Source organism: Kitasatospora sp. NPDC036934, assembly GCF_055608425.1.
Genome location: NZ_JBVJQR010000008.1, coordinates 26,902 through 46,071 on the forward strand (window position 1 = coordinate 26,902; position 19,170 = coordinate 46,071).

Below are 19,170 nucleotides of genomic sequence, written 5' to 3' on the forward strand. Positions count from 1 at the left end.
GATGGGGCCTGTGACCGTACCGAACACACCTCCGGAACCCGCCCGCGCCGATGTGCCGGCCGAGCCGGGAGCCGTACCCGACCCGTTCGCACCGCCGCCGGTCTCCGCCGAGGAGCCGCCCGCCGGGCTGCCGACGGCGCCGCCCGCGGGCGGGCGCCAGGTGCCGGCCGAACTGCGGATCGGCTCCGGGGTCGTGCTCGTGTGCCTGCTCGCCGGACTGGCGATGGCCGGGCTGTGGGCCTGGCTGGCGCCCAAGGTGCCGCTGGTCGTGGACGGGGACCGGATCCTCTACGTGGACCCCGAGGGCGAGCAGCGGGCCGGCGCCGACGCGGTGTTCGTGCTGATCGGGCTGGGCGCCGGGATCCTCACCGCGCTCGGCGCCTTCCTGGTGACCCGCAAGCGCGGCGGCGGCATCTCGGTCGCGCTCGGGCTGGCGATCGGCGGACTGCTCGGCTCGTACGGGGCCTGGAAGCTCGGCCGGTGGCTCGGGCCGAGCGACAACCTGATCGCCGAGGCCCGGCGGGTCGGCAACGGCGGGCACTTCGACGCCAGCATCGACCTGGGAGCGCTGGGGGCGCTGCTGGTGTGGCCGATGACGGCGATGGTGGTGCTGCTGGCGCTGTCGGCGGCGTTCGGGAAGCGGGAGGAGGACCCGCCGCCGTACTGGGGGGTGCCGGCGGGGACGTACGGGCCTCCGGCGGAGGGGGCTCCTGGGCAGGGGGCTCCTGCGGAGACGGTTCCGGAGGACCGGCGGCAGGGTTGAGTTCGGAAGTTCGGAAGTTTCGTGAGTGGGACGGGAGGTCGGCGGCCGGGTACAGGCCGGGCCCTTCCGTCTCGCGCAGCTCCCCGCGCCCCTTTCGGGGCGCGGGGTTTTTGCCGGGTGGGCTCAGCGGGCGATGGGGGCGGTGCGGGCGCGGGTGAGGGTGATGAGGTCGGCGGGGGCCAGTTCCACTTCCAGGCCGCGGCGGCCCGCGGACACGTAGACGGTCGGGTGGGTCAGGGCGCTGGCGTCGATCACGGTGCGCAGGGGGCGGCGCTGGCCCAGCGGGGAGATGCCGCCGAGGACGTAGCCGCTGCTGCGCTCGGCGGCGGCCGGGTCGGCCATGGCGGCGCGCTTCCCGCCGACTGCCGCGGCCAGGGCCTTGAGGTCGAGCTGGCCGGCGACCGGCACCACGCCGACGGTGAGGGCACCGTCCACGTCGGCGACCAGGGTCTTGAAGACGCGCTCGGCGGCCACGCCCAGGGCCTCGGCGGCCTCGCCGCCGTAGGAGGCGGCGGCCGGGTCGTGCTCGTAGGAGTGGACGGTGAAGGGGACGGCGGCGGCTTCCAGGGTGACGATGGCGGGGGTGCCCTGGCCGCCCTTCTTCGGTTTCTTGGCCATGGGGGCGTGCCTCGGCTCAGTTGGGGCTGAAGGACTGGCGGGTGAGGTCGACCGCGGGCAGTGAGGGCAGCCAGCTGAGCACGGCGCTCTCGCGGCGCAGCAGGTCGAGTTCGGTGCGCAGCCGCTGGGCGGTGTCCGGGCAGGCGAGCAGCCGCTGCTTGACCGGGGTCTCGAACACCGAGGCGGCGGCGACCAGGTAGGAGAGCACCTGGGGGTCGTCCGGGAGTTCCTGCCGGCCGTGGGTGCTGGCCTCGCGGGCGCCGGCCAGCCGCTTCTGGTAGACCCGGAAGGCCCGTTCCACCTCGGCGGCGAGCGCGCCGGAGCCGTCGCCGGGGCGCTCCTCCACCAGCTCGACCTCGCCGGTCAGGTACGGGCCGGTGACGTCCACCGAGTCGAGCCGGAGCCGGAACCGGGTGGTGCCGGTGACCAGCAGCTCGTAGCGGCCGTCGGGCTGGGCCTGGACGGAGGAGACGTCGGCGACGCAGCCGACGTGGTACACCGCCTCCAGCGGGTCCCCGGTGACGGTGCCCAGGCCGTCGAGCGGACCGGCCGGGCCCTCCTCGGGCCGGACCGGGGAGGTCTCGCGGCCGTCCTTGATGGCGAGCACGCCGAAGCGGCGCGGCTCGTCCTCGGACTGTTCGAGCAGATCGGCGACGAGACGGCGGTAACGCTCCTCGAAGACGTTCAGGGGCAGCACGAGGCCCGGGTAGAGCACGGTGTTCAGCGGGAAGAGCGGCAGCCGTTCTGTCACGGCGGACAGCGTAGTTCCCCGGAGCCACCCCTTGTCGCGCGGTTACCGGAGCGCCGACCCGTGGACACGCACCGTGTTCACGCGGTGGTGAACAGACCGTGCCCGCGCAGCGCTGCGCGGGCACGGGCGGCGCCGCCGGGTGCGGCGGTGGCGCCGGTGCCGATCGCGAGGATTCTGGCGCCGCCGAGGCCCGCGCAGGGACGGCAGATGCCGGGGCGGGGCACGGGGTCGTGGCACTCGGCGCACTCGGCGGGTGCGGCCTGTGGTGCCCGGGCCGGCGGCAGCTTGCGTTGGAGCCGGTCGTGCAGGATCGCCACCGGGGAGTGCATCGGCGAGGGCAGGCCGGGCAGCAGGGCGTGGGCCAACTCTGCTGGGGTGCTGCCGCGTTCCAGCCACTGCGACACGAGGGGCGCGAGCTGTTGCGCCTCGGCCTGGCCGAGGCGCAGCCGGGGCTCGGGGCGGATGGCGCGGAAGAGCGCTGCCACCGCCCGGCGGGTCTGCTCGTCCGCTCGCGTCAACTGGGCGGGGAGGGTGGGTACTTCTCCCGGGTTCTTTACTACAGGGCTGTCAGGCGGACCGGTCTCGGGCTCACCGGAAGCCGGGTGGGGGACAGCTGGTGCCGGTCGGGGGGTGTCGAAGACGTGCGCCTCGGAGCGGATGGTGCCGTCGGGCAGCCGGAGCGTGTCGACGCGGTAGTACCCGGCGTCCTTCAACTCCCTGAGCGCCCGGCGAATTGCGCCGCGTCCCTGCGGGCTGGTGTCGGCCATGTGCCGCCCGTCCTCGCGCCAGCCGTCGGGGCGGGAGAGGAGGTCGGCGAGGAGGCCTCGGGCGGTGTAGCTGAGGCGGCGGTCCTGGAGGAGGCCGTTCGGAAGGACGGTGAAACAGCGCGCGTGGGCGCTACGATGAATCTGCATGGGAGTTGCTGCTCCTGTGCCGGACCCCGGGGTGTTGGTAGCACCGCCGGGGTCTTCTATGTTCTGTTGATGATGCGGAAAGTAGCACAGTCACTACACTGGGTGCTAGCCGCTTGCGAAATCCGCCGGCCACTGCCCGCGTCGCGTACGCGCGCGTCGATCAGGCGGCGGCGCCGTATTGGCTGGTCAGTCGCCGGACTTCGTTGTCCTTGAACGCCTGCACCTCTTCCGCGACCCCGCTCTTCGCCAGCTCGGCGACGGGGACGCAGAGGTCCATGCGCTGAATGCAGACGCCGACCATGAACTCGCCCTGGTCGGTGAGGTACAGGCGGACGCCGTAGTAGCCCTCCTGGCAGTCCGTGTCGTTGTTGAACCGGCACGACGCGCGGTTGAGGCCGGAGGCCGAGCAGTCCGGCATCACCTGCCGGCCCCGCTCGCCGTTGCTGGTCATGCCGACGCTCAGGCCCATGCCGGTGGGCGCCGCTACCAGTGTGGAGACCTCCGGGTGGAGGGTGGGCTCCCCTCCGGTGAGGTGGACCTCGTCGGCGCCGAACGCCCTCGTCACGGTCCGCACCGCATGCCGGAATTGCAGTCGGGGGTCATCTTCGCAGCGAGGAGGCCGACGCCGTTCGTCTCGCTGTAGATCGGCACGCGCCCGGTCCGGCCCGGGCCCGCAGCGAAGGGCAGTAGCGTACGGTCCCGGTTGTCGGCGGTGACCGGGGTGCCCTCGTTGTGGCAGAACGTGCAGGCCAGCCCGCAGTCGTCGATCACCTTGATGCGGATGGTCCTGTCCCGGACGACCCGGATCGCCGGGTGTTGGGTATTGGCAAGGCATGTCTCCTGTCACTCGAAGGTGAGTCGGGGAATCGTCTCGATGTCGATCCCGTACCGGCGGTAGACCTTGGTGGTGTTCTCGCTCGTCAGCTCGGCCAGGGGAAGCCCGAGCGCGGCCGCCGTCGCGTGGACGTGATCCGCGCTGTCCCCCTCGATCTCCAGGTACGGGGGGATCAGCGGCCACTCGTCGATCTCGATGGCCGCACCGCCCGGCGTCCAGGAGGACCGGCGGTTCTCCTGGTACGCCTTCGGCTGGTAGCCGAGCTTGCCGAGGAGCGTGTTCGTGGCGTCGAAGTCGCCGACCGTCGTCTCCGTTTCGGTCACGCCGTCGATGGCGTCGGAGTGGATCTCCTTGACGCACAGCGTGACGTCGGTACCGGTGTCGCGGAGGCGGACCCACGTTCCAGGCTGGTCGGGGATGTCGTAGACGTAGCGGCGCTGGAAGCGGTCGGCCATGTGCTCGGCTCCCGTCTCGGCCAGCAACGCGCGGATCTTCTCCGGCTCGACGTCGAGGATCTTCGCCCGCAGTGCCGGGCCCCGGAGACCGGCCGACGATGCGTCGGCGGGGGTGACGCGCGCCCGGCGGACCTGGTCTCCGGGCGGGGGCGTCACGGCTTGGCTGCTCAGACCTGCGCCATGCCGCCGTCGGCGAAGAGCTCGACGCCGGTGATGAAGCCGGAGGCGTCGCTGGAGAGGAATGCCACGGCCTTGCCGATCTCGCGCGGGTCGGCGATCCGCCCGGTTGGGTTGCCCTCGCCCATCTTCTGGACGGCGGCGGCAACGGCGTCGGCGCCCTGCGCCATGCCTAGGGCGCTGCGCAGGGACTCGGTGTCCACGGCGCCGGGGCTGAGGACGTTCATGCGGATGCCGGTGCCCTTGATGTCCTGGATCCAGGACCGGATGAAGGCGCGCACCGCGGCCTTGGAGCCGCCGTACAGGCCCATGCCTGCTGGGGGCTGGATGGACGCGGTCGACCCGATGATGACGACCGTTCCGCCGGGCGGCAGCAGCGCGATCGCCGGCTGGACGGTGAACAGGACGCCCTTGGCGTTGACGTTGAAGGTGCGGTCGAACTGCTCCTCGGTGATCGCGCCGAGCGGGGCGTGCGCGCCGATGCCGGTGTTGGCCACGACCGCGTCGAGGTGTCCGTGGCGGGCGATGACCGCTTGGTACGCCGCCTCCATGTCCGCGAGCTTGGTGACGTCGGCCACGATGCCCGAGGAGTTCGGGCCGATCTTGGCGACCGCCTCGTCCAGCTGGTCCTGCTGGAGGTCGCTGATGACCACGCGGGCGCCCTGGTCCACGAATTCCTGGGCGATCCCCAGGCCGACACCGGACGCGCCACCGGTGACCACGACGACCTTGCCTTCGAGCGGGAGGCTCATCGTTTTCTCCTCTGATCTGCTTGCCCGCACCATGCGGACGATGGCGACGTGTGCCCTAAACTCGTAAGCGGAGGCGCCGCCACTTCCGGGACAGTAAGCGGAGGCGCCGCCACTTAGCAACTCTTCGAGGAAAGAGCCCTCCGATGACCACAGAGACCGGCCGGCCACTGCGGGCCGATGCGCGGCGCAACCGGGAGAAGATCCTCTCCACCGCGGCGCGCGTCTTCGCGGAGCAGGGACTGGACGCGCACCTGGAGCACATCGCCAAGGAGGCGGGAGTCGGGACGGGCACGCTCTACCGCAACTTCCCGACCCGGGAACTCCTGATCGAGGCCGCCTACCGCAACGAACTGAGCCGACTGTGCGAGGCTGCCCCCGAGCTCCTGGCGGCCAGGCCGCCACGCGAGGCGCTTCGCGTCTGGATGGGGCGCTTCATCGACTACGCCACCGCGAAACTAGGGATGGCCGAGGCTCTCCGCGCCGTCGTCGATTCCGGCGTCAACCCCTACGCCCACAGCCGGGAGTTGATGATGACCGCCCTCACCTCGCTCCTGGACGCCGCGACCGCCACCGGCAGCATCCGATCGGACATCAGTCCGGCCGACATGTTCGCCGCCCTCACCGGCGTCGCCCTCGCCTCAGGAAAGCCCGAACAGCGCGAACAGGCCGAACGCCTCCTCGACCTCACCCTCGACGGACTCAGGTACGGCACAACGGATTGATGCCGCCCCCGGAAGTGATCCTGCTCGCCAATTGCTGGTTATGCGGCGAGGGACAGGTCGAGCAGGGCGAGGCGGCCGGTGCGGGTGCGGTCGAGGGGGTCGCCGGTCCACCAGGCGTCGAGCCGGATCATGTTCAGCGCGACGGCGGAGAAGACGTGCTCGAGGTGGGTCTTGGGCAGGCCTCGGTAGCGGGTGCGTCTGATACCGGCTGCTACGGCCTGGTGGATGGTGCCTTCGACTCCGGCGCGAATGGCGTACTTCGCCCGCCAGTGTTGGTCGGTCTGCTGGGCGCGGGCCTTGTCGAGGGCCTCTTGGCGTTCCCGCGGTTGTAGGGAGAGGCTGCGGCAGCCGGCCTTGGAGCGGGTGCACTGGTCGCGGACCGGGCAGGGGCGGCAGCGCCGGTTGGCCCGGCGACCAGCCCGGCCGCCCACGTACCCAACCGTGATTTCGGGGCGTGCGGCCGGGGTCAGCCGCGTTGGAGGAGGCGGGTGGCGCCGGTGAGGACGGTGGAGGCGAGGAGCCAGCCGACGACGACCAGGCCGGCGGCGATCCACTGGGAGGCACCGCCGGGGTTCCAGGCGCCCTGGTTGAGGTCGACGATGGGCAGCAGTCTGTCGAGGGTGTAGAGCACCGCGTTCCAGTGCGGTTTCTCGTCGGACTTGAGCGGCGCCGGCTGGTGGGTGGCGAACCAGATGCTGCCCAGGGCCCAGACGAGCAGCAGCCAGAGGCCGGCCCGGCCGGGGCGGTAGCCGTAACCGACGGTGACGTCCTGGACGCGGCCCCAGATCCGGGCAGGCAGTGGCAGGGTCTCCTGGCGGCGGCGCTGCTTGGCGTACAGCACGTGCCGGGCGTCGTCGTCGGCCCCGTCGCGGCGCAGGGCGGTGGCGAGCTGCTCGTAGGACTCGGGCTGGAACTCCACCGCGGAGCCCTCCAGCCAGGCGATCCGCTGCTGGACGGTGAACTGGCCGACCGGCCGCAGGTTCTCGTAGACGAAGCCGGTCAGCCGCAGGTGTCGGCCGAGCGGCCAGGCCTCTGGGGTGTCGACCAGGTTGCCGACCCGGGCGCGGGACAGCGAGACGGTGCCGGTGGGTCGGATCTTGCAGGTGAAGCGCAGTTCGGGGGTGTGGATGCGGCGCAGCGAGAGCTCGTCGTCACCCTCCAGGTGGAATTCGCCGGAGATCAGGCAGGCGGCCTCGAAGCGGGCGTCGGAGAGGCGCACCTGGCCGTAGGCGCGGAAGGGTGTGCTGGGGGCGTCGGGCGGGGGGCTCTGGCCGTAGCCGGAGCCGTAGTAGCTGCGGGAGCCGAACCAGCCGCCGTCGGCGGAGCTGGTCAGGTAGAGGGTGTGGCCGACGTTGAGCCGCACCGCGTTGAGGCAGACCCGGTTCTGCGGGTCGGCGTGCAGCTGGGCGCCGCGGAGCGAGAACCGGCCGCCTATGCGGGCCGTGCGGACGCTCAACTCGCCCCTGGTCTCCAGGCGTTCGGCCTCGAAGTCCTGGTGGACGGTCATCCCGTCGGCGGACACGGCGCGGCCGTAGCGGTCGCCGCCGATGACGGCCATGTTGAGCAGCAGGTCGGTGCCGATCTTGGCGTCGGTGAGCCGGATGCCGTCGGGGATCCGGCAGCGGGCCAGGTGGACGTCGCCGGTGGTGGAGAGCCGGGAGGCCTCCAGCCGGGGGAGCAGGCAGTCGACCAGGCGCAGGGTGGTGGCCGAGGCCTCCGAGATGAGGACCTTGTGCTCGAAGCGGCAGCCGCGCAGCTCGACGTACCGGTCGATGTGCCCGCCGGCCAGGTTGAGCGCGCCGGTGACGTACACCCCGCTCATCCGCAGCGAGGCGACCCGCCCGGCGGTGGGCCGCGGGCCGGCCAGCAGCAGGTGGGCGAGGACCTCGGCGCCGACCGTTCGATCGGGCCCCCAGAGGGTGTCCCCGAAGGGGTCGTCGATGTCGTTCCGGCCACACCGGCGGTCGAAGACCTCGCCCTCACGGAAGGCCTCCCAGAGCTCCCGTTCGGTGTCGCTCCAGCCTTCTGGGGCGCTCTCCGCCATGGTTTCCCCCGTCCCCCCGGTCGTCTCGCCTTTCGTATCACGGACTGAAATGTGGGACCAGCCGTTCCGGCCACTCCTTACACTGGGTGGCGTGATCTCTCGAATCGACCTCCGCGGCTCGCTGGACGACCCGCGTGACCTGCTGCCCCGTGCCGAGTTCGACGTGGCGGCCGCCCTGGAGAAGGTGCGGCCGATCGCCGAGGACGTACGCCATCGCGGGGTCGCGGCGCTGATCGAGATCACCGAGCGCTTCGACGGCGTCCGGCTGGAGTCCACCCGGGTGCCCGCCGAGCAGCTGGCCGAGGCCCTGGAGACGCTGGACCCGAAGGTGCGGGCCGCGCTGGAGGAGTCCATCCGCCGGGCCCGCGCCGTGCACGCCGACCAGCGCCGCACCGGGCACACCACCCAGGTGGTGCCGGGCGGCACGGTCACCCAGCGCTGGGTGCCGGTCGAGCGGGTCGGGCTGTACGTGCCGGGCGGGCTGGCGGTGTACCCGTCCTCCGTGGTGATGAACGTGGTGCCGGCCCAGGAGGCGGGCGTCCGGGGCATCGCGGTGACCTCGCCGCCGCAGAAGGAGTTCGGGGGGCGCGTCCACCCGACCATCCTGGCGGCCTGCGCGTTGCTCGGCGTGGACGAGGTCTACTCCGTCGGCGGCGCCCAGGCGGTGGCGATGTTCGCCCTCGGCACCGAGGAGTGCGCGCCGGTGAACATGGTCACCGGCCCCGGCAACATCTACGTGGCCGCCGCCAAGCGGCTGTTCGCCGGCCGGATCGGCATCGACTCCGAGGCCGGGCCGACCGAGATCGCCGTCCTCGCCGACGACAGCGCGCTGCCGTCCGACGTCGCCGCCGACCTGATCAGCCAGGCCGAGCACGGCCCCACCTCCGGCTCGGTGCTGGTCACCGACTCCCCGGCGCTGGCCGACGCGGTCGAGGTCGAGCTGGCCGCGCAGGTCGGCCGGACCAAGCACAGCGAGCGGGTCGCCGAGGCGCTCGGCGGCCGGCAGTCCGGCATCATCCTGGTCGACGACCTGACCCAGGGCCTCGCCGTGGTCAACGCCTACGCGGCCGAGCACCTGGAGATCCAGACCCGGGACCCGCACGCGGTGGCCGAGCGGGTGGTCAACGCCGGCGCGATCTTCATCGGCCGCTGGACCCCGGTCTCGCTGGGCGACTACGCGGCCGGCTCCAACCACGTGCTGCCGACCGGCGGCTGCGCCTGCCACTCCTCCGGGCTGTCGGTGCAGACCTTCCTGCGGAGCGTCCAGGTCGTCGAGTACGACCGGGAGGCGCTGGCGGACGTCGCCGCGCACGTGGTCAACCTGGCCGACGCCGAGGACCTCCCCGGACACGGGGACGCCATCAAGGCCCGGTTCGATTGGACGGTTCCCGGCTCGTGACCACGCGTACGACTCGCATCGACGACCTGCCCATCCGCGACGAGCTGCGCGGCCAGTCCCCGTACGGCGCGCCGCAGCTGGACGTGCCCGTCCAGCTGAACACCAACGAGAACCCGTACCAGCTGCCCGAGGAGCTGGTGGCCCGGATCACCGAGCGGGTCGCCGAGGCCGCCCGCAACCTCAACCGCTACCCCGACCGGGACGCGGTCGAGCTGCGCGAGGGCCTGGCGGCGTACCTCACCCGCACCACCGGCTTCCCGGTGGCGCGCGAGCAGGTGTGGGCCGCCAACGGATCCAACGAGGTGCTCCAGCAGCTGCTGCAGACCTTCGGCGGCCCCGGCCGCAGCGCGCTCGGCTTCGAGCCCTCGTACTCGATGCACGCGCTGATCTCCCGGGGCACCGGCACCGCCTGGATCTCCGGCCCGCGGGGCGACGACTTCACCATCGACGTGGAGGCCGCCCTCGCGGCCATCGCCGAGCACAGGCCGAACGTGGTGTTCATCTGCTCGCCGAACAACCCGACCGGGACGGCGGTGACGGCGGAGACCGTCCTGCGGCTGTACGAGGCCGCCCAGGCCGCCCGGCCCAGCCTGGTGGTGGTGGACGAGGCGTACGTCGAGTTCTCGCACCGCGCCTCGCTGCTGCCGCTGATCGAGGGCCGCCCCAACCTGGTGGTCAGCCGCACCATGTCCAAGGCCTTCGGCGCCGCCGGGCTGCGGCTGGGCTACCTGGCCGCCGACCCGGCCGTGGTGGACGCCGTCCAGCTGGTCCGGCTGCCGTACCACCTGTCGGCCGTCACCCAGGCCACCGCGCTAGCCTGCCTGGAGCACACGGACACCCTGCTCGGGTACGTCGGCCGGCTCAAGGCCGAGCGCGACCGGCTGGTCGACGCGCTGCGCGCGATGGGCCTGGAGGTGACCGACTCGGACGCCAACTTCGTCCAGTTCGGCCGGTTCGCCGACACCCACGCCGTCTGGCAGGCCATCCTCGACCAGGGTGTCCTGGTCCGTGACAACGGCGTCCCCGGGTGGCTGCGCGTCACCGCCGGCACGCCCGCCGAGAACGACGCCTTCCTGGACGCCGTCCGCACCGTGATCAAGGAGCTGTAACCCTTCATGTCCCGCATCGGACGCGTCGAGCGCACCACCAAGGAGACCTCCGTCCTGGTCGAGATAGACCTGGACGGCACCGGCCGCACCGACATCTCCACCGGCGTCGGCTTCTACGACCACATGCTCGACCAGCTCGGCCGCCACGGTCTGTTCGACCTCACCGTCAAGACCGACGGCGACCTGCACATCGACACCCACCACACCATCGAGGACACCGCCCTCGCGCTCGGCGCCGCCTTCAAGCAGGCGCTCGGCGACAAGGTCGGCATCTACCGCTTCGGCAACTGCACGGTGCCGCTGGACGAGTCGCTCGCCCAGGTCACCGTCGACCTCTCCGGCCGGCCCTACCTGGTGCACACCGAGCCCGAGAACATGGCGCCGATGATCGGCAGCTACGACACCACGATGACCCGGCACATCCTGGAGTCCTTCGTGGCCCAGGCCCAGATCGCGCTGCACGTGCACGTCCCGTACGGGCGCAACGCGCACCACATCGTGGAGTGCCAGTTCAAGGCGCTGGCCCGGGCGCTGCGCTACGCCGCCGAGCACGACCCGCGTGCGGCCGGAATCCTCCCCTCGACCAAGGGCGCGCTGTGAACAAGACCGCGACGATCCTCCTGTTCGTCGGCCTCTTCCTGGCCGGCGGAGTGATCTCCTTCTGGAAGCAGAAGCTGCCGAAGGGCGTCATCCTGGTGCTGGCCATCGGTGCCGTGATGTGCCTGGGCTCCGGCCTCATGCGCCTCTAGACCCGCCTGGCCCCGTAGAGAGACTGGACACCTGAACATGGGCAAGAACGTCGTCGTCCTCGACTACGGCTCCGGCAACCTCCGCTCCGCGCAGCGCGCCCTGGAACGGACCGGGGCGAACGTCACGGTCAGCTCCGACTACGACACCGCGATGGCCGCCGACGGCCTGCTCGTCCCCGGCGTCGGCGCCTTCGAGGCCTGCATGCGCGGGCTGAAGTCCGTCCGCGGTGACTGGATCATCGGCCGCCGGCTCTCCGGGGGCCGCCCGGTCATGGGCATCTGCGTCGGCATGCAGATCCTCTTCGAGAAGGGCGTCGAGCACGGCGTCGAGACGTCCGGCTGCGACGAGTGGCCCGGCACCGTCGAGCCGCTGGACGCCCCGGTCATCCCCCACATGGGCTGGAACACGGTGGACGTGCCCGAGGGCAGCCGGATGTTCGCCGGCTTGGACCAGGACACCCGCTTCTACTTCGTCCACTCCTACGGCGTGCGGCACTGGGAGCTGGAAAGCCACAGCGCGCGGATCAACCCGCCGCTGGTCACCTGGGCCACCCACGGGCAGCCGTTCGTCGCCGCCGTCGAGAACGGCCCGCTCTGGGCCACCCAGTTCCACCCCGAGAAGTCCGGCGACGCCGGCGCCGCCCTCCTGACCAACTGGGTCAACACCCTCTGACCGTCTGAGAGTTGTTACTGATGAGCCTTGAGCTGCTGCCTGCCGTCGACGTCCGGGACGGCCAGGCCGTCCGCCTGGTCAAGGGTGCCTCCGGCACCGAGACCTCCTTCGGCGAGCCGCTGGCCGCCGCCCTCGCCTGGCAGAACGCCGGCGCCGAGTGGCTGCACCTGGTCGACCTCGACGCCGCCTTCGGGACCGGCAGCAACTACGAGCTGCTGCGCGAGGTCACCGGTCAGCTGGACATCAAGGTCGAGCTGTCCGGCGGCATCCGCGACGACGAGTCGCTCGCCCGCGCCCTCGCCACCGGCTGCACCCGGGTCAACCTCGGCACCGCCGCCCTGGAGGCCCCCGAGTGGGTCGCCAAGGCCATCGCCGAGCACGGTGACAAGATCGCCGTCGGCCTGGACGTGGTCGGCACCACCCTGCGCGGCCGCGGCTGGACCCGCGACGGCGGCCAGCTCTTCGACGTCCTGGAGCGGCTCAACGCCGAGGGCTGCGCCCGCTACGTCGTCACCGACGTCAACCGCGACGGCACCCTGACCGGCCCCAACCTCCAGCTGCTGCGCGACGTCTGCGGCGCCACCGACCGCCCGGTGGTCGCCTCCGGCGGCGTCTCCTCGCTCGACGACCTGCGCGCCATCGCCTCGCTGGTCGGCGAGGGTGTCGAGGGCGCCATCGTGGGCAAGGCACTCTACGAGCAGAAGTTCACCCTCGAAGAGGCCCTGGAGGCGGTTTCCGGATGACGGAACGTCAGGTCGTACGCGGTCGGGTGGCGGGATTCTCCCACTGGGAGGACACCATCGGCACGGCGCAGGCGGTCGCCGCCGGCGATCATGTGCACGTGTCGGGCGCCCGTCCACTGGTGGGTGACGTCCTCCACGGCGAGGGCGACCCCTCCGAGCAGGCCCGCGTCGCGTTCGGCAACGCGCTGGAGGCGCTGGCCGCGTACGGACTGACGGCGGACGACGTGGTCCGCACCCGGATGTTCCTCACCCACGCCCGCGACGTCGAAGCGGTGGGCCGGGTCCACCACGAACTCTTCGACGCCGTACGGCCGGTGGCCACCCTGGTGGTGGTCGACGGACTGATCGACTCCCGGATGATGGTCGAGGTCGAGATCGACGCGCACCGCACCGGGCTGGCAAAGACCCTGGAAGGCAAGCAGCCGTGACCCTCGCAGTACGTGTCATCCCCTGCCTGGACGTGGACGCCGGGCGGGTGGTCAAGGGCGTCAACTTCCAGAACCTGCGCGACGCCGGCGACCCGGTCGAGATGGCCAAGCTCTACGACGCCGAGGGCGCCGACGAGCTGACCTTCCTCGACATCACCGCCTCCTCCGGCGACCGCGAGACCACCTACGACGTGGTCCGCCGCACCGCCGAGCAGGTGTTCATCCCGCTCACCGTCGGCGGCGGCATCCGCGCCGTCGAGGACGTCAACAAGCTGCTGCGGGCCGGCGCCGACAAGGTCGGCGTCAACACCGCGGCCATCGCCCGGCCCGAGCTGATCCGCGAGATCGCCCAGCGGTTCGGCCGCCAGGTGCTGGTGCTGTCGGTCGACGCCCGGCGGTGCGCCGAAGGGACCGAGACGCCGTCCGGCTACGAGGTCACCACCCACGGCGGGCGCCGCGGCACCGGCCTCGACGCGGTCGAATGGGCGGGCCGCGCGGCCGAGTTGGGGGCGGGCGAGATCCTGCTCAACTCGATGGACGCGGACGGCACCAAGAACGGCTACGACCTGGAGATGATCCGCGCGGTGCGCAAGGCCGTCTCGGTGCCGGTGATCGCCTCCGGCGGGGCCGGGCGGCTCGGCGACTTCGCGCCGGCCGTCGAGGCGGGGGCGGACGCGGTGCTCGCGGCCAGCGTCTTCCACTTCGGGGACCTGCGGATCGGCGAGGTCAAGGACGCGCTGCGGGAGGCCGGGCACCCGGTGCGGTGACGGCCGGACGTGCAGGAGGGCCCGCCTCGGCTTCCGGGGCGGGCCCTCCGCGCGTTTCGTGGGCGCGCGTTTCGTGGCGTCGCGTTTCGTGCCTTCGCGTTCCGTGTCCTTGCGTTCCGTGCTCAGGACTCCGGTTTCCGCGCTCAGGACTGCCGCGGCTCGCCCTTGATCAGGGCGAACGGCGCGCCGTTCGGGTCCGCCAGCCAGGCGATCCGGCCGACGTTCTCCACGTCCGCGGCCGGCATCAGCACCGTGCCGCCCGCCGCCGTCGCCTTGGTGACCAGCGCGTCCACGTCGCCGGCCGCGAAGTACGGCGTCCAGGCGGAGGGCTGGCCCTGCTGCATGGTCGGGGCGATACCGCCGAAGCTGGTCTGCTGCTGGTCCCCGTCGGCCGTGGAGATCACCCGGTAGGTCATCCCCGGGGACGGCTCGAAGTTCTCCACCCGCCAGCCGAACAGCCCGTGGTAGAAGGAGAATCCGCCGTCCTGGTCCTGGGTGTGCAGCTCCGACCAGACCAGCGTGTCGTCCTCGGAGACGGCGTCCAGCCCGACGGTGTTCCCGGCCTGCCAGACGGCGAACCGCGCGCCCTGCGGGTCGGCGAGCTGGGCCATCCGGCCCTCCTCCATCACGTCCGCCGGCGGCACCAGCACCTTGCCGCCGGCCTGCTGGGCGGCACCGACCGTCGCGTCCACGTCGGCGGTGCGGAAGTACGTCGTCCAGGACGACTGGTCGCCCGGATTGAGCGGGCCGATCGCGCCGACGGTCTTCCCGTTCAGCTGGAGGAAGCCGTAGCCCATCGCGTCCGGGATCTCCTGGAACGTCCAGCCGAAGACCTTGCCGTAGAACGCGGCGGTCGCGGCGATGTCGGGGCTGCCCAGGTCGATCCAGCAAGGCGAGCCGATGGGAAAGTCGGTGGTGATCATGAGGCGGTGCCCCTTCGACGGAGAGTGACCCGGGCGCCCTGGTCGGACCCGGGCACCTGCGAGTCTGCACCCGGCCACTGACATCCGCAGCCGGGAGGCGGCCGTGCCGAGGGGTCGGGCCCCGGTCGGGCCCGGGCCCGCCGTTACAGCCAGCCGCGCTGCGCCGCCTTGAGACCGGCCTCGAAGCGGCTGGCGGCATCGAGCCGCTCCATGAGGGCGGACATCTGGCGGCGCACGGTGCGCACCGAGATGCCGAGCCGCTTTCCGGCGGCCTCGTCGGTCAGGCCCGTACCGAGCAGCCGCAGCAGGTCGCGTTCGGCCGGGGTGAGGCCGGTGTCGTGATGGGTGGGCTGGTCGGCGCCGAGCGGTACGGCGGTCGACCAGGCCTGTTCGAACAGGGCGACGAGCGAGGCGACCAGCCCGGGCTCGGTGGTGCACAAGGCCCCGAGCCTGGTCCGCGTCGGGTCGATCGGGACGACGGCGGTGTGCCGGTCGAAGACCAACAGCCGGGGCGGCAGGAGGGGCGCCGTCCGCACCTGGCCGCCGAGGCCGGTGAGCCACTGGGCGTACGTGTGGGTGGCCTGGTCGTTGCGGACGCTGTCCTGGTAGAGCGTCCGCATGGCGACGCCGCGCTCCAGCGCGTCCTGGTCGAGCGGACGGGCGGCGTCCATGCTGGCCTGGGACTGCGCCCCGCCCGAGATCGCGGCGAGGAACTCCTCCCGGAGGCCACGCGCCAGCGTCTCCAGCCTGGCCTGGATCGCGTCCATCCCGACCAGCCGCTCGGTGGCGTCCGAGGTGGTGTTGGGCATCAGGTCCGCGTAGGCGGCGACGGCCTGGGCCACGGCGGCCTTGCTGGCGGCCAGCTCCTGCTGGCGGCGGGCGAGGTCGTCCTCCTGGCGGCGGATGACGGCCTCCAGGCCGACCGCCGGGCTGACCGGACGCAGCGCGCCGCAGACCTCCTGGGAGGGACGCAGCAGCGTCAGGTCCGCGAGTTGGTCGAGGGCGTCCCTGACGGCGGTCTCGGAGAGGCCGAGCCGGCGGCACAGGTCGGTGACTCCGCATCCGGGCTCGACCAGCAAGGCCGTGTAGACGGCTTCCGCTGTCGGGCCCAGTCCCAGTACTTCGAGCACGATTCCCCCCGGTCGCGACGATGCGGGCGGTCGGAACGTCAAGACCGCCTGCGCGATTCTCACAGTTCGCACACGTGTGTGCAAGGAGAACTGACGGGCCGTCTGCGGTGCTGCGGAGGCGGCGGGGGCGGAGGGTCGGGGCCGGGTGGCGCCATGCTGCCAGACCTGATGCTGCCTCGGGTGAGGCCTTCCGGAACACCGGTCGAGCCAGCAGGATATGGATCACCGAGCCGCAGGGGCCACCGAGCCCCGGGCCGGCGGGACGGGCGACGGGAACCAGCTGTCGTCCTCCGAAGAACCGACCGATCATCAACAACCAGGGGGTTGTTCTCCATGCGGATCTCCGCGCGCGTTCCCGGTGTCCTGGCGGCTGCGGCAGTGGTGGCCACGCTCGCTCTGCCCGTCGTCACCGCCGCCGTCGCACCGGTTACCGTGGCGGGCGTGTCCGCGGCGAGCGACCCCGGCACGGGTGGGACCGGCACGGGTGGGACCGGCGCGGGTGGGACCGTTGTTGGTGGGACCGACAAGCCCGGCCTGGGCGACCCGGGCAGCATCAGCTGGGACGACAAGAAGTGACCGCCGCCGTCGGTGTCGGCCGCCTGAACCGAGCCCGATGCACATTGTCCGTCTCACCCTGACGACCCCCGACCGGCGCCCGCCCACCGCGGCCGACGCCCATGTCCTGAAGGACGTGCTCTGGGCTCACGCCGATCCCTACGGTGGCCTGGAGCACGTCCAGTCGAGAGCCTCTCAGGACTCGATCGACCTCATCCTCTTCACCAGCGGCGGAAGCGGCGACAACGCCCCCGCCCATTCGCTGGCCATCTGTTCCACCGCCCTCTCGCGGTCTCCGGCCTTCCGGTCCTGGCGCGTCATCGTCGCCGGCTGACGGCCGTCCACATCCTGCCGGAGTCCCTCCGGCGCTCCCTCTTCCGGTGATCCGGGCGCCGTCGCGCCGCACCGGTCCTCCGAATGCCATTTCCAGGAGTGTTCATGTCTCGCAAGGCCTATCTCCGTACGTCCGCGATCGCCTTCGGCCTGGCCGGCTCGCTGTCGCTCGGCCTGCTCGTCCAGGGCGGAACCGCGTTCGCCGCCGACCCCGCCCCCGCCGCCACCGCGGTCGCGGGCGGCGAGTACGGTGGCGCCGGCCAGCCGGTCGGGGTCGGCAAGTCGGCCGGGGTCGTCCAGGCGCCCGCCGCTGACGGAGCGTCGGCGTCCGACTCCGTCCTGGCCCCCGCGGTCAGCCGGAGCGAGGCGATCCAGCGCGCCAAGAGCTGGGTCGGCATCGGCCTCGACTACAGCTGGACCGGCTCGCACGACGGCTACCGCACCGACTGCTCGGGCTACGTCTCGATGGCCTGGAAGCTCGACGAATCGCTGACCACCGACACCTTCGGCCCGCGGGGCGTCACCGAGCAGATCGGCAAGGGCGACCTCAAGCCCGGCGACGCGCTGCTCAACGACAACAGCGGGGCCAGCGGCCACGTGGTGCTGTTCGAGAAGTGGACCGACTCCGACCACTACATGGGCTACGAGTTCACCGGCAGCGGCGTCCACTACCGCGAGATCCCCTACCCGTACTTCTCCGGCTACGGCACCTACGTGCCGGTCCGCAACAAGTCCATCCGCGAGGACGGTCCGTCCGACCCGGGGATGACCGACCTGACGGCCGGTGACTTCAACGGTGACGGCAAGAAGGACCTGGTGGCGGTGGAGGTGTCGACGGGGAAGCTGTGGCTGTACCCGGGGACCGGTACGGGGACTCTGGGGAGCCGGGTGGAGATCGGTTCCGGTGGCTGGAACGGGATGAGCAACCTGGCGGTCGGTGACCTGAACGGTGACGGTCGGGACGACCTGGTGGCGACCGAGAAGTCGACGGGGAAGCTGTGGCTGTACCCGGGGACGGGTCACGGTCTGGGTGACCGGGTGGAGATCGGTTCCGGTGGCTGGAACGGGATGAACAACACCGCGGTGGGCGACTTCAACGGTGACGGTAAGGACGATGTCGTGGCGGTGGAGGTGTCGACGGGGAAGCTGTGGCTGTACCCGGGGACGGGTCACGGTCTGGGTGACCGGGTGGAGATCGGTTCCGGTGGCTGGAACGGGATGAACAAGATCGTCAGTCCTGGTGACATGAACAAGGACGGCAAGGACGACCTGGTGGCGACCGAGACGTCCACGGGCAAGCTCTGGCTGTACCCGGGCAACGGCCACGGCATCGACGGCCGGGTGGAGATCGGGTCCGGTGGCTGGAACGGGATCTCGGACTACGCCGGTGCGGACTTCAACGGTGACGGCATCGGTGACCTGGCGGCGGTGGAGTCCGCCCCGGGCGAGACCGGGAAGCTCTACCTGTACAAGGGCACCGGCAACGGCCTGGGCTCCCGCAGCGAGATCGGCTCCGGCGGCTGGTGAGCCGCAGCGCGCAACGGCGCAGTTCTGAAGCCACGTCAGTTCACGGCAACTCCAGGGGGAGAACACCCATGTCCGCACAGACCCGCATCCGCAAGAGCCTGGCCGTCTTCGCGCTGAGCCTCGCGCCCCTCGGCCTCGCCGGCACGGCCGACGCCGCGTCCGTCAGCACCTGGGACAAGGTGGCCGCCTGCGAGAGCAGCGGCGACTGGTCCATCAACACCGGGAACGGCTACTTCGGCGGCCTGCAGATATCCGAGGACAACTGGCAGCACTACGGCGGCACCCAGTACGCGGCCTATCCGCACCAGGCGACCAAGAAGGAACAGATCCTGATCGCCGAGAAGATCCTCGCCGACCAGGGGGCCGGCGCGTGGACCTGCAGCCCCGGCACCGGACTCTCGACCGATCACGCGGACCCGTACCCGGCGGGTCCGTCCGACCCGGGGATGACCGACCTGACGGCCGGTGATTTCAACGGTGACGGCAAGAAGGACCTGGTGGCGGTGGAGGTGTCGACGGGGAAGCTGTGGCTGTACCCGGGGACCGGTACGGGGACTCTGGGGAGCCGGGTGGAGATCGGTTCCGGTGGCTGGAACGGGATGAGCAACCTGGCGGTCGGTGACCTGAACGGTGACGGTCGGGACGACCTGGTGGCGACCGAGAAGTCGACGGGGAAGCTGTGGCTGTACCCGGGGACGGGTCACGGTGTGGGTGACCGGGTGGAGATCGGTTCCGGTGGCTGGAACGGGATGAACAACACCGCGGTGGGCGACTTCAACGGTGACGGTAAGGACGATGTCGTG

Annotated in this window: 25 protein-coding genes; 14 read left to right on the top strand and 11 right to left on the bottom strand. The window is 71.6% G+C overall.

The genetic code is table 11. The annotated features are described in order from the left end of the window. Nucleotides 1-10 precede the first annotated feature (10 nt). Nucleotides 11-763 (top strand): hypothetical protein, encoded by a 753-nt coding sequence (locus ACZ7BZ_RS13785; RefSeq protein ID WP_470358488.1) that lies wholly within the window; start codon nt 11-13, stop codon nt 761-763. A 123-nt stretch (nt 764-886) separates the two neighbouring features. Here ACZ7BZ_RS13785 and ybaK read toward each other — a convergent pair whose 3' ends face one another. The 7 genes from ybaK to ACZ7BZ_RS13820 all read right to left on the bottom strand — a co-directional run bounded on the left by ybaK (nt 887) and on the right by ACZ7BZ_RS13820 (nt 5,265). Beyond that, nucleotides 887-1,381 carry a Cys-tRNA(Pro) deacylase gene (gene ybaK / locus ACZ7BZ_RS13790; RefSeq protein WP_470358489.1) on the bottom strand — a complete coding sequence of 165 codons (495 nt, stop codon included), beginning with the start codon at nt 1,379-1,381 and terminating at the stop codon, nt 887-889. Between the two features lie 16 nt (nt 1,382-1,397). After that, entirely contained in the window at nt 1,398-2,132 is a 735-nt protein-coding gene (locus ACZ7BZ_RS13795; protein WP_380461699.1) for an LON peptidase substrate-binding domain-containing protein, read from the bottom strand. A gap of 77 nt (nt 2,133-2,209) precedes the next feature. Continuing rightward, nucleotides 2,210-3,046 carry a hypothetical protein gene (locus ACZ7BZ_RS13800; protein WP_470358490.1) on the bottom strand — a complete coding sequence of 279 codons (837 nt, stop codon included), beginning with the start codon at nt 3,044-3,046 and terminating at the stop codon, nt 2,210-2,212. Nucleotides 3,047-3,206: 160 nt separating this feature from the next. Then, nucleotides 3,207-3,611, bottom strand: a complete 405-nt coding sequence (locus ACZ7BZ_RS13805; RefSeq protein ID WP_470358491.1) for a hypothetical protein — start codon at nt 3,609-3,611, stop codon at nt 3,207-3,209. Further along, on the bottom strand, nt 3,608-3,817 hold the full coding sequence (locus ACZ7BZ_RS13810; RefSeq protein WP_470358492.1) for a hypothetical protein: 210 nt from the start codon (nt 3,815-3,817) through the stop codon (nt 3,608-3,610). Before ACZ7BZ_RS13810 ends, ACZ7BZ_RS13805 begins: the two co-directional genes overlap by 4 nt. Before the next feature lie 72 nt (nt 3,818-3,889). Beyond that, a complete protein-coding gene (locus ACZ7BZ_RS13815; protein WP_470358765.1) occupies nt 3,890-4,408 on the bottom strand; it encodes a class IV adenylate cyclase in 519 nt (172 codons plus the stop codon). Nucleotides 4,409-4,503: 95 nt separating this feature from the next. After that, complete coding sequence (locus tag ACZ7BZ_RS13820; protein WP_470358493.1) at nt 4,504-5,265, bottom strand: SDR family NAD(P)-dependent oxidoreductase; 762 nt, start codon at nt 5,263-5,265, stop codon at nt 4,504-4,506. A gap of 143 nt (nt 5,266-5,408) precedes the next feature. Here ACZ7BZ_RS13820 and ACZ7BZ_RS13825 point away from each other — a divergent pair, with 143 nt between their 5' ends. Further along, nucleotides 5,409-5,987, top strand: coding sequence for a TetR/AcrR family transcriptional regulator (locus ACZ7BZ_RS13825; RefSeq protein WP_470358494.1), 579 nt, complete (start codon nt 5,409-5,411; stop codon nt 5,985-5,987). Between the two features lie 38 nt (nt 5,988-6,025). Here the strand turns inward: ACZ7BZ_RS13825 and ACZ7BZ_RS13830 are convergent, their stop codons facing one another. Together ACZ7BZ_RS13830 and ACZ7BZ_RS13835 are read right to left on the bottom strand one after the other, a co-directional pair. Further along, complete coding sequence (locus tag ACZ7BZ_RS13830) at nt 6,026-6,418, bottom strand: transposase (RefSeq protein WP_470358495.1); 393 nt, start codon at nt 6,416-6,418, stop codon at nt 6,026-6,028. A 35-nt stretch (nt 6,419-6,453) separates the two neighbouring features. Then, the gene (locus ACZ7BZ_RS13835; protein WP_470358496.1) at nt 6,454-8,031 is read right to left on the bottom strand and encodes an oxidoreductase; all 1,578 of its coding nucleotides are present in this window, start codon (nt 8,029-8,031) and stop codon (nt 6,454-6,456) included. A gap of 91 nt (nt 8,032-8,122) precedes the next feature. Between ACZ7BZ_RS13835 and hisD the strand changes: the two genes are divergently transcribed. The 8 genes from hisD to hisF are packed head-to-tail and all read left to right on the top strand — an operon-like array spanning nt 8,123 to nt 13,899. Beyond that, complete coding sequence (gene hisD / locus ACZ7BZ_RS13840; RefSeq protein WP_470358497.1) at nt 8,123-9,430, top strand: histidinol dehydrogenase; 1,308 nt, start codon at nt 8,123-8,125, stop codon at nt 9,428-9,430. Then, nucleotides 9,427-10,539, top strand: a complete 1,113-nt coding sequence (locus ACZ7BZ_RS13845) for a histidinol-phosphate transaminase (RefSeq protein WP_470358498.1) — start codon at nt 9,427-9,429, stop codon at nt 10,537-10,539. The genes hisD and ACZ7BZ_RS13845 overlap by 4 nt, the downstream gene beginning before the upstream one ends. A gap of 6 nt (nt 10,540-10,545) precedes the next feature. Beyond that, nucleotides 10,546-11,139, top strand: coding sequence for an imidazoleglycerol-phosphate dehydratase HisB (gene hisB, locus ACZ7BZ_RS13850; RefSeq protein ID WP_350516577.1), 594 nt, complete (start codon nt 10,546-10,548; stop codon nt 11,137-11,139). After that, nucleotides 11,136-11,288, top strand: coding sequence for a hypothetical protein (locus ACZ7BZ_RS13855; protein WP_188302392.1), 153 nt, complete (start codon nt 11,136-11,138; stop codon nt 11,286-11,288). The genes hisB and ACZ7BZ_RS13855 overlap by 4 nt, the downstream gene beginning before the upstream one ends. A gap of 37 nt (nt 11,289-11,325) precedes the next feature. Beyond that, nucleotides 11,326-11,961 carry an imidazole glycerol phosphate synthase subunit HisH gene (hisH, locus tag ACZ7BZ_RS13860; protein ID WP_465747537.1) on the top strand — a complete coding sequence of 212 codons (636 nt, stop codon included), beginning with the start codon at nt 11,326-11,328 and terminating at the stop codon, nt 11,959-11,961. A 17-nt stretch (nt 11,962-11,978) separates the two neighbouring features. Next, entirely contained in the window at nt 11,979-12,704 is a 726-nt protein-coding gene (gene priA, locus ACZ7BZ_RS13865) for a bifunctional 1-(5-phosphoribosyl)-5-((5-phosphoribosylamino)methylideneamino)imidazole-4-carboxamide isomerase/phosphoribosylanthranilate isomerase PriA (protein ID WP_380461703.1), read from the top strand. Continuing rightward, the gene (locus tag ACZ7BZ_RS13870; RefSeq protein ID WP_380461692.1) at nt 12,701-13,132 is read left to right on the top strand and encodes a Rid family hydrolase; all 432 of its coding nucleotides are present in this window, start codon (nt 12,701-12,703) and stop codon (nt 13,130-13,132) included. The genes priA and ACZ7BZ_RS13870 overlap by 4 nt, the downstream gene beginning before the upstream one ends. Further along, a complete protein-coding gene (hisF, locus tag ACZ7BZ_RS13875) occupies nt 13,129-13,899 on the top strand; it encodes an imidazole glycerol phosphate synthase subunit HisF (RefSeq protein ID WP_380461691.1) in 771 nt (256 codons plus the stop codon). Before ACZ7BZ_RS13870 ends, hisF begins: the two co-directional genes overlap by 4 nt. Nucleotides 13,900-14,042: 143 nt before the next feature. Here the strand turns inward: hisF and ACZ7BZ_RS13880 are convergent, their stop codons facing one another. Both ACZ7BZ_RS13880 and ACZ7BZ_RS13885 read right to left on the bottom strand, forming a co-directional pair. Beyond that, nucleotides 14,043-14,822 (bottom strand): VOC family protein, encoded by a 780-nt coding sequence (locus ACZ7BZ_RS13880; protein WP_470358499.1) that lies wholly within the window; start codon nt 14,820-14,822, stop codon nt 14,043-14,045. A 143-nt stretch (nt 14,823-14,965) separates the two neighbouring features. Next, nucleotides 14,966-15,952 carry a LuxR C-terminal-related transcriptional regulator gene (locus tag ACZ7BZ_RS13885; protein WP_470358500.1) on the bottom strand — a complete coding sequence of 329 codons (987 nt, stop codon included), beginning with the start codon at nt 15,950-15,952 and terminating at the stop codon, nt 14,966-14,968. Nucleotides 15,953-16,285: 333 nt separating this feature from the next. On the opposite strand from ACZ7BZ_RS13885, the gene ACZ7BZ_RS13890 reads away from it, so the two are divergent. The 4 genes from ACZ7BZ_RS13890 to ACZ7BZ_RS13905 all read left to right on the top strand — a co-directional run. Beyond that, nucleotides 16,286-16,528: a hypothetical protein gene (locus ACZ7BZ_RS13890; RefSeq protein WP_470358501.1), complete on the top strand. Its 243-nt coding sequence runs from the start codon at nt 16,286-16,288 to the stop codon at nt 16,526-16,528. Between the two features lie 37 nt (nt 16,529-16,565). After that, nucleotides 16,566-16,841 carry a hypothetical protein gene (locus ACZ7BZ_RS13895; protein WP_380461687.1) on the top strand — a complete coding sequence of 92 codons (276 nt, stop codon included), beginning with the start codon at nt 16,566-16,568 and terminating at the stop codon, nt 16,839-16,841. A 104-nt stretch (nt 16,842-16,945) separates the two neighbouring features. After that, nucleotides 16,946-18,367, top strand: a complete 1,422-nt coding sequence (locus tag ACZ7BZ_RS13900) for a C40 family peptidase (RefSeq protein WP_470358502.1) — start codon at nt 16,946-16,948, stop codon at nt 18,365-18,367. Nucleotides 18,368-18,435: 68 nt separating this feature from the next. Then, nucleotides 18,436-19,170, top strand: a 735-nt coding sequence (locus ACZ7BZ_RS13905; protein ID WP_470358503.1) for a transglycosylase family protein, incomplete at its 3' end; no start/stop codon positions are given.

What these genes read in the sequence shown, in the direction of transcription:
- ybaK (WP_470358489.1), bottom strand. Translation starts at nt 1,381, where the DNA reads ATGGCCAAGAAACCGAAGAAGGGCGGCCAGGGCACCCCCGCCATCGTC.
- ACZ7BZ_RS13800 (WP_470358490.1), bottom strand. Translation starts at nt 3,046, where the DNA reads ATGCAGATTCATCGTAGCGCCCACGCGCGCTGTTTCACCGTCCTTCCG.
- ACZ7BZ_RS13820 (WP_470358493.1), bottom strand. Translation starts at nt 5,265, where the DNA reads ATGAGCCTCCCGCTCGAAGGCAAGGTCGTCGTGGTCACCGGTGGCGCG.
- ACZ7BZ_RS13825 (WP_470358494.1), top strand. Translation starts at nt 5,409, where the DNA reads ATGACCACAGAGACCGGCCGGCCACTGCGGGCCGATGCGCGGCGCAAC.
- ACZ7BZ_RS13835 (WP_470358496.1), bottom strand. Translation starts at nt 8,031, where the DNA reads ATGGCGGAGAGCGCCCCAGAAGGCTGGAGCGACACCGAACGGGAGCTC.
- hisB (WP_350516577.1), top strand. Translation starts at nt 10,546, where the DNA reads ATGTCCCGCATCGGACGCGTCGAGCGCACCACCAAGGAGACCTCCGTC.
- hisH (WP_465747537.1), top strand. Translation starts at nt 11,326, where the DNA reads ATGGGCAAGAACGTCGTCGTCCTCGACTACGGCTCCGGCAACCTCCGC.
- ACZ7BZ_RS13870 (WP_380461692.1), top strand. Translation starts at nt 12,701, where the DNA reads ATGACGGAACGTCAGGTCGTACGCGGTCGGGTGGCGGGATTCTCCCAC.
- ACZ7BZ_RS13880 (WP_470358499.1), bottom strand. Translation starts at nt 14,822, where the DNA reads ATGATCACCACCGACTTTCCCATCGGCTCGCCTTGCTGGATCGACCTG.
- ACZ7BZ_RS13890 (WP_470358501.1), top strand. Translation starts at nt 16,286, where the DNA reads ATGCGGATCTCCGCGCGCGTTCCCGGTGTCCTGGCGGCTGCGGCAGTG.
- ACZ7BZ_RS13895 (WP_380461687.1), top strand. Translation starts at nt 16,566, where the DNA reads ATGCACATTGTCCGTCTCACCCTGACGACCCCCGACCGGCGCCCGCCC.
- ACZ7BZ_RS13900 (WP_470358502.1), top strand. Translation starts at nt 16,946, where the DNA reads ATGTCTCGCAAGGCCTATCTCCGTACGTCCGCGATCGCCTTCGGCCTG.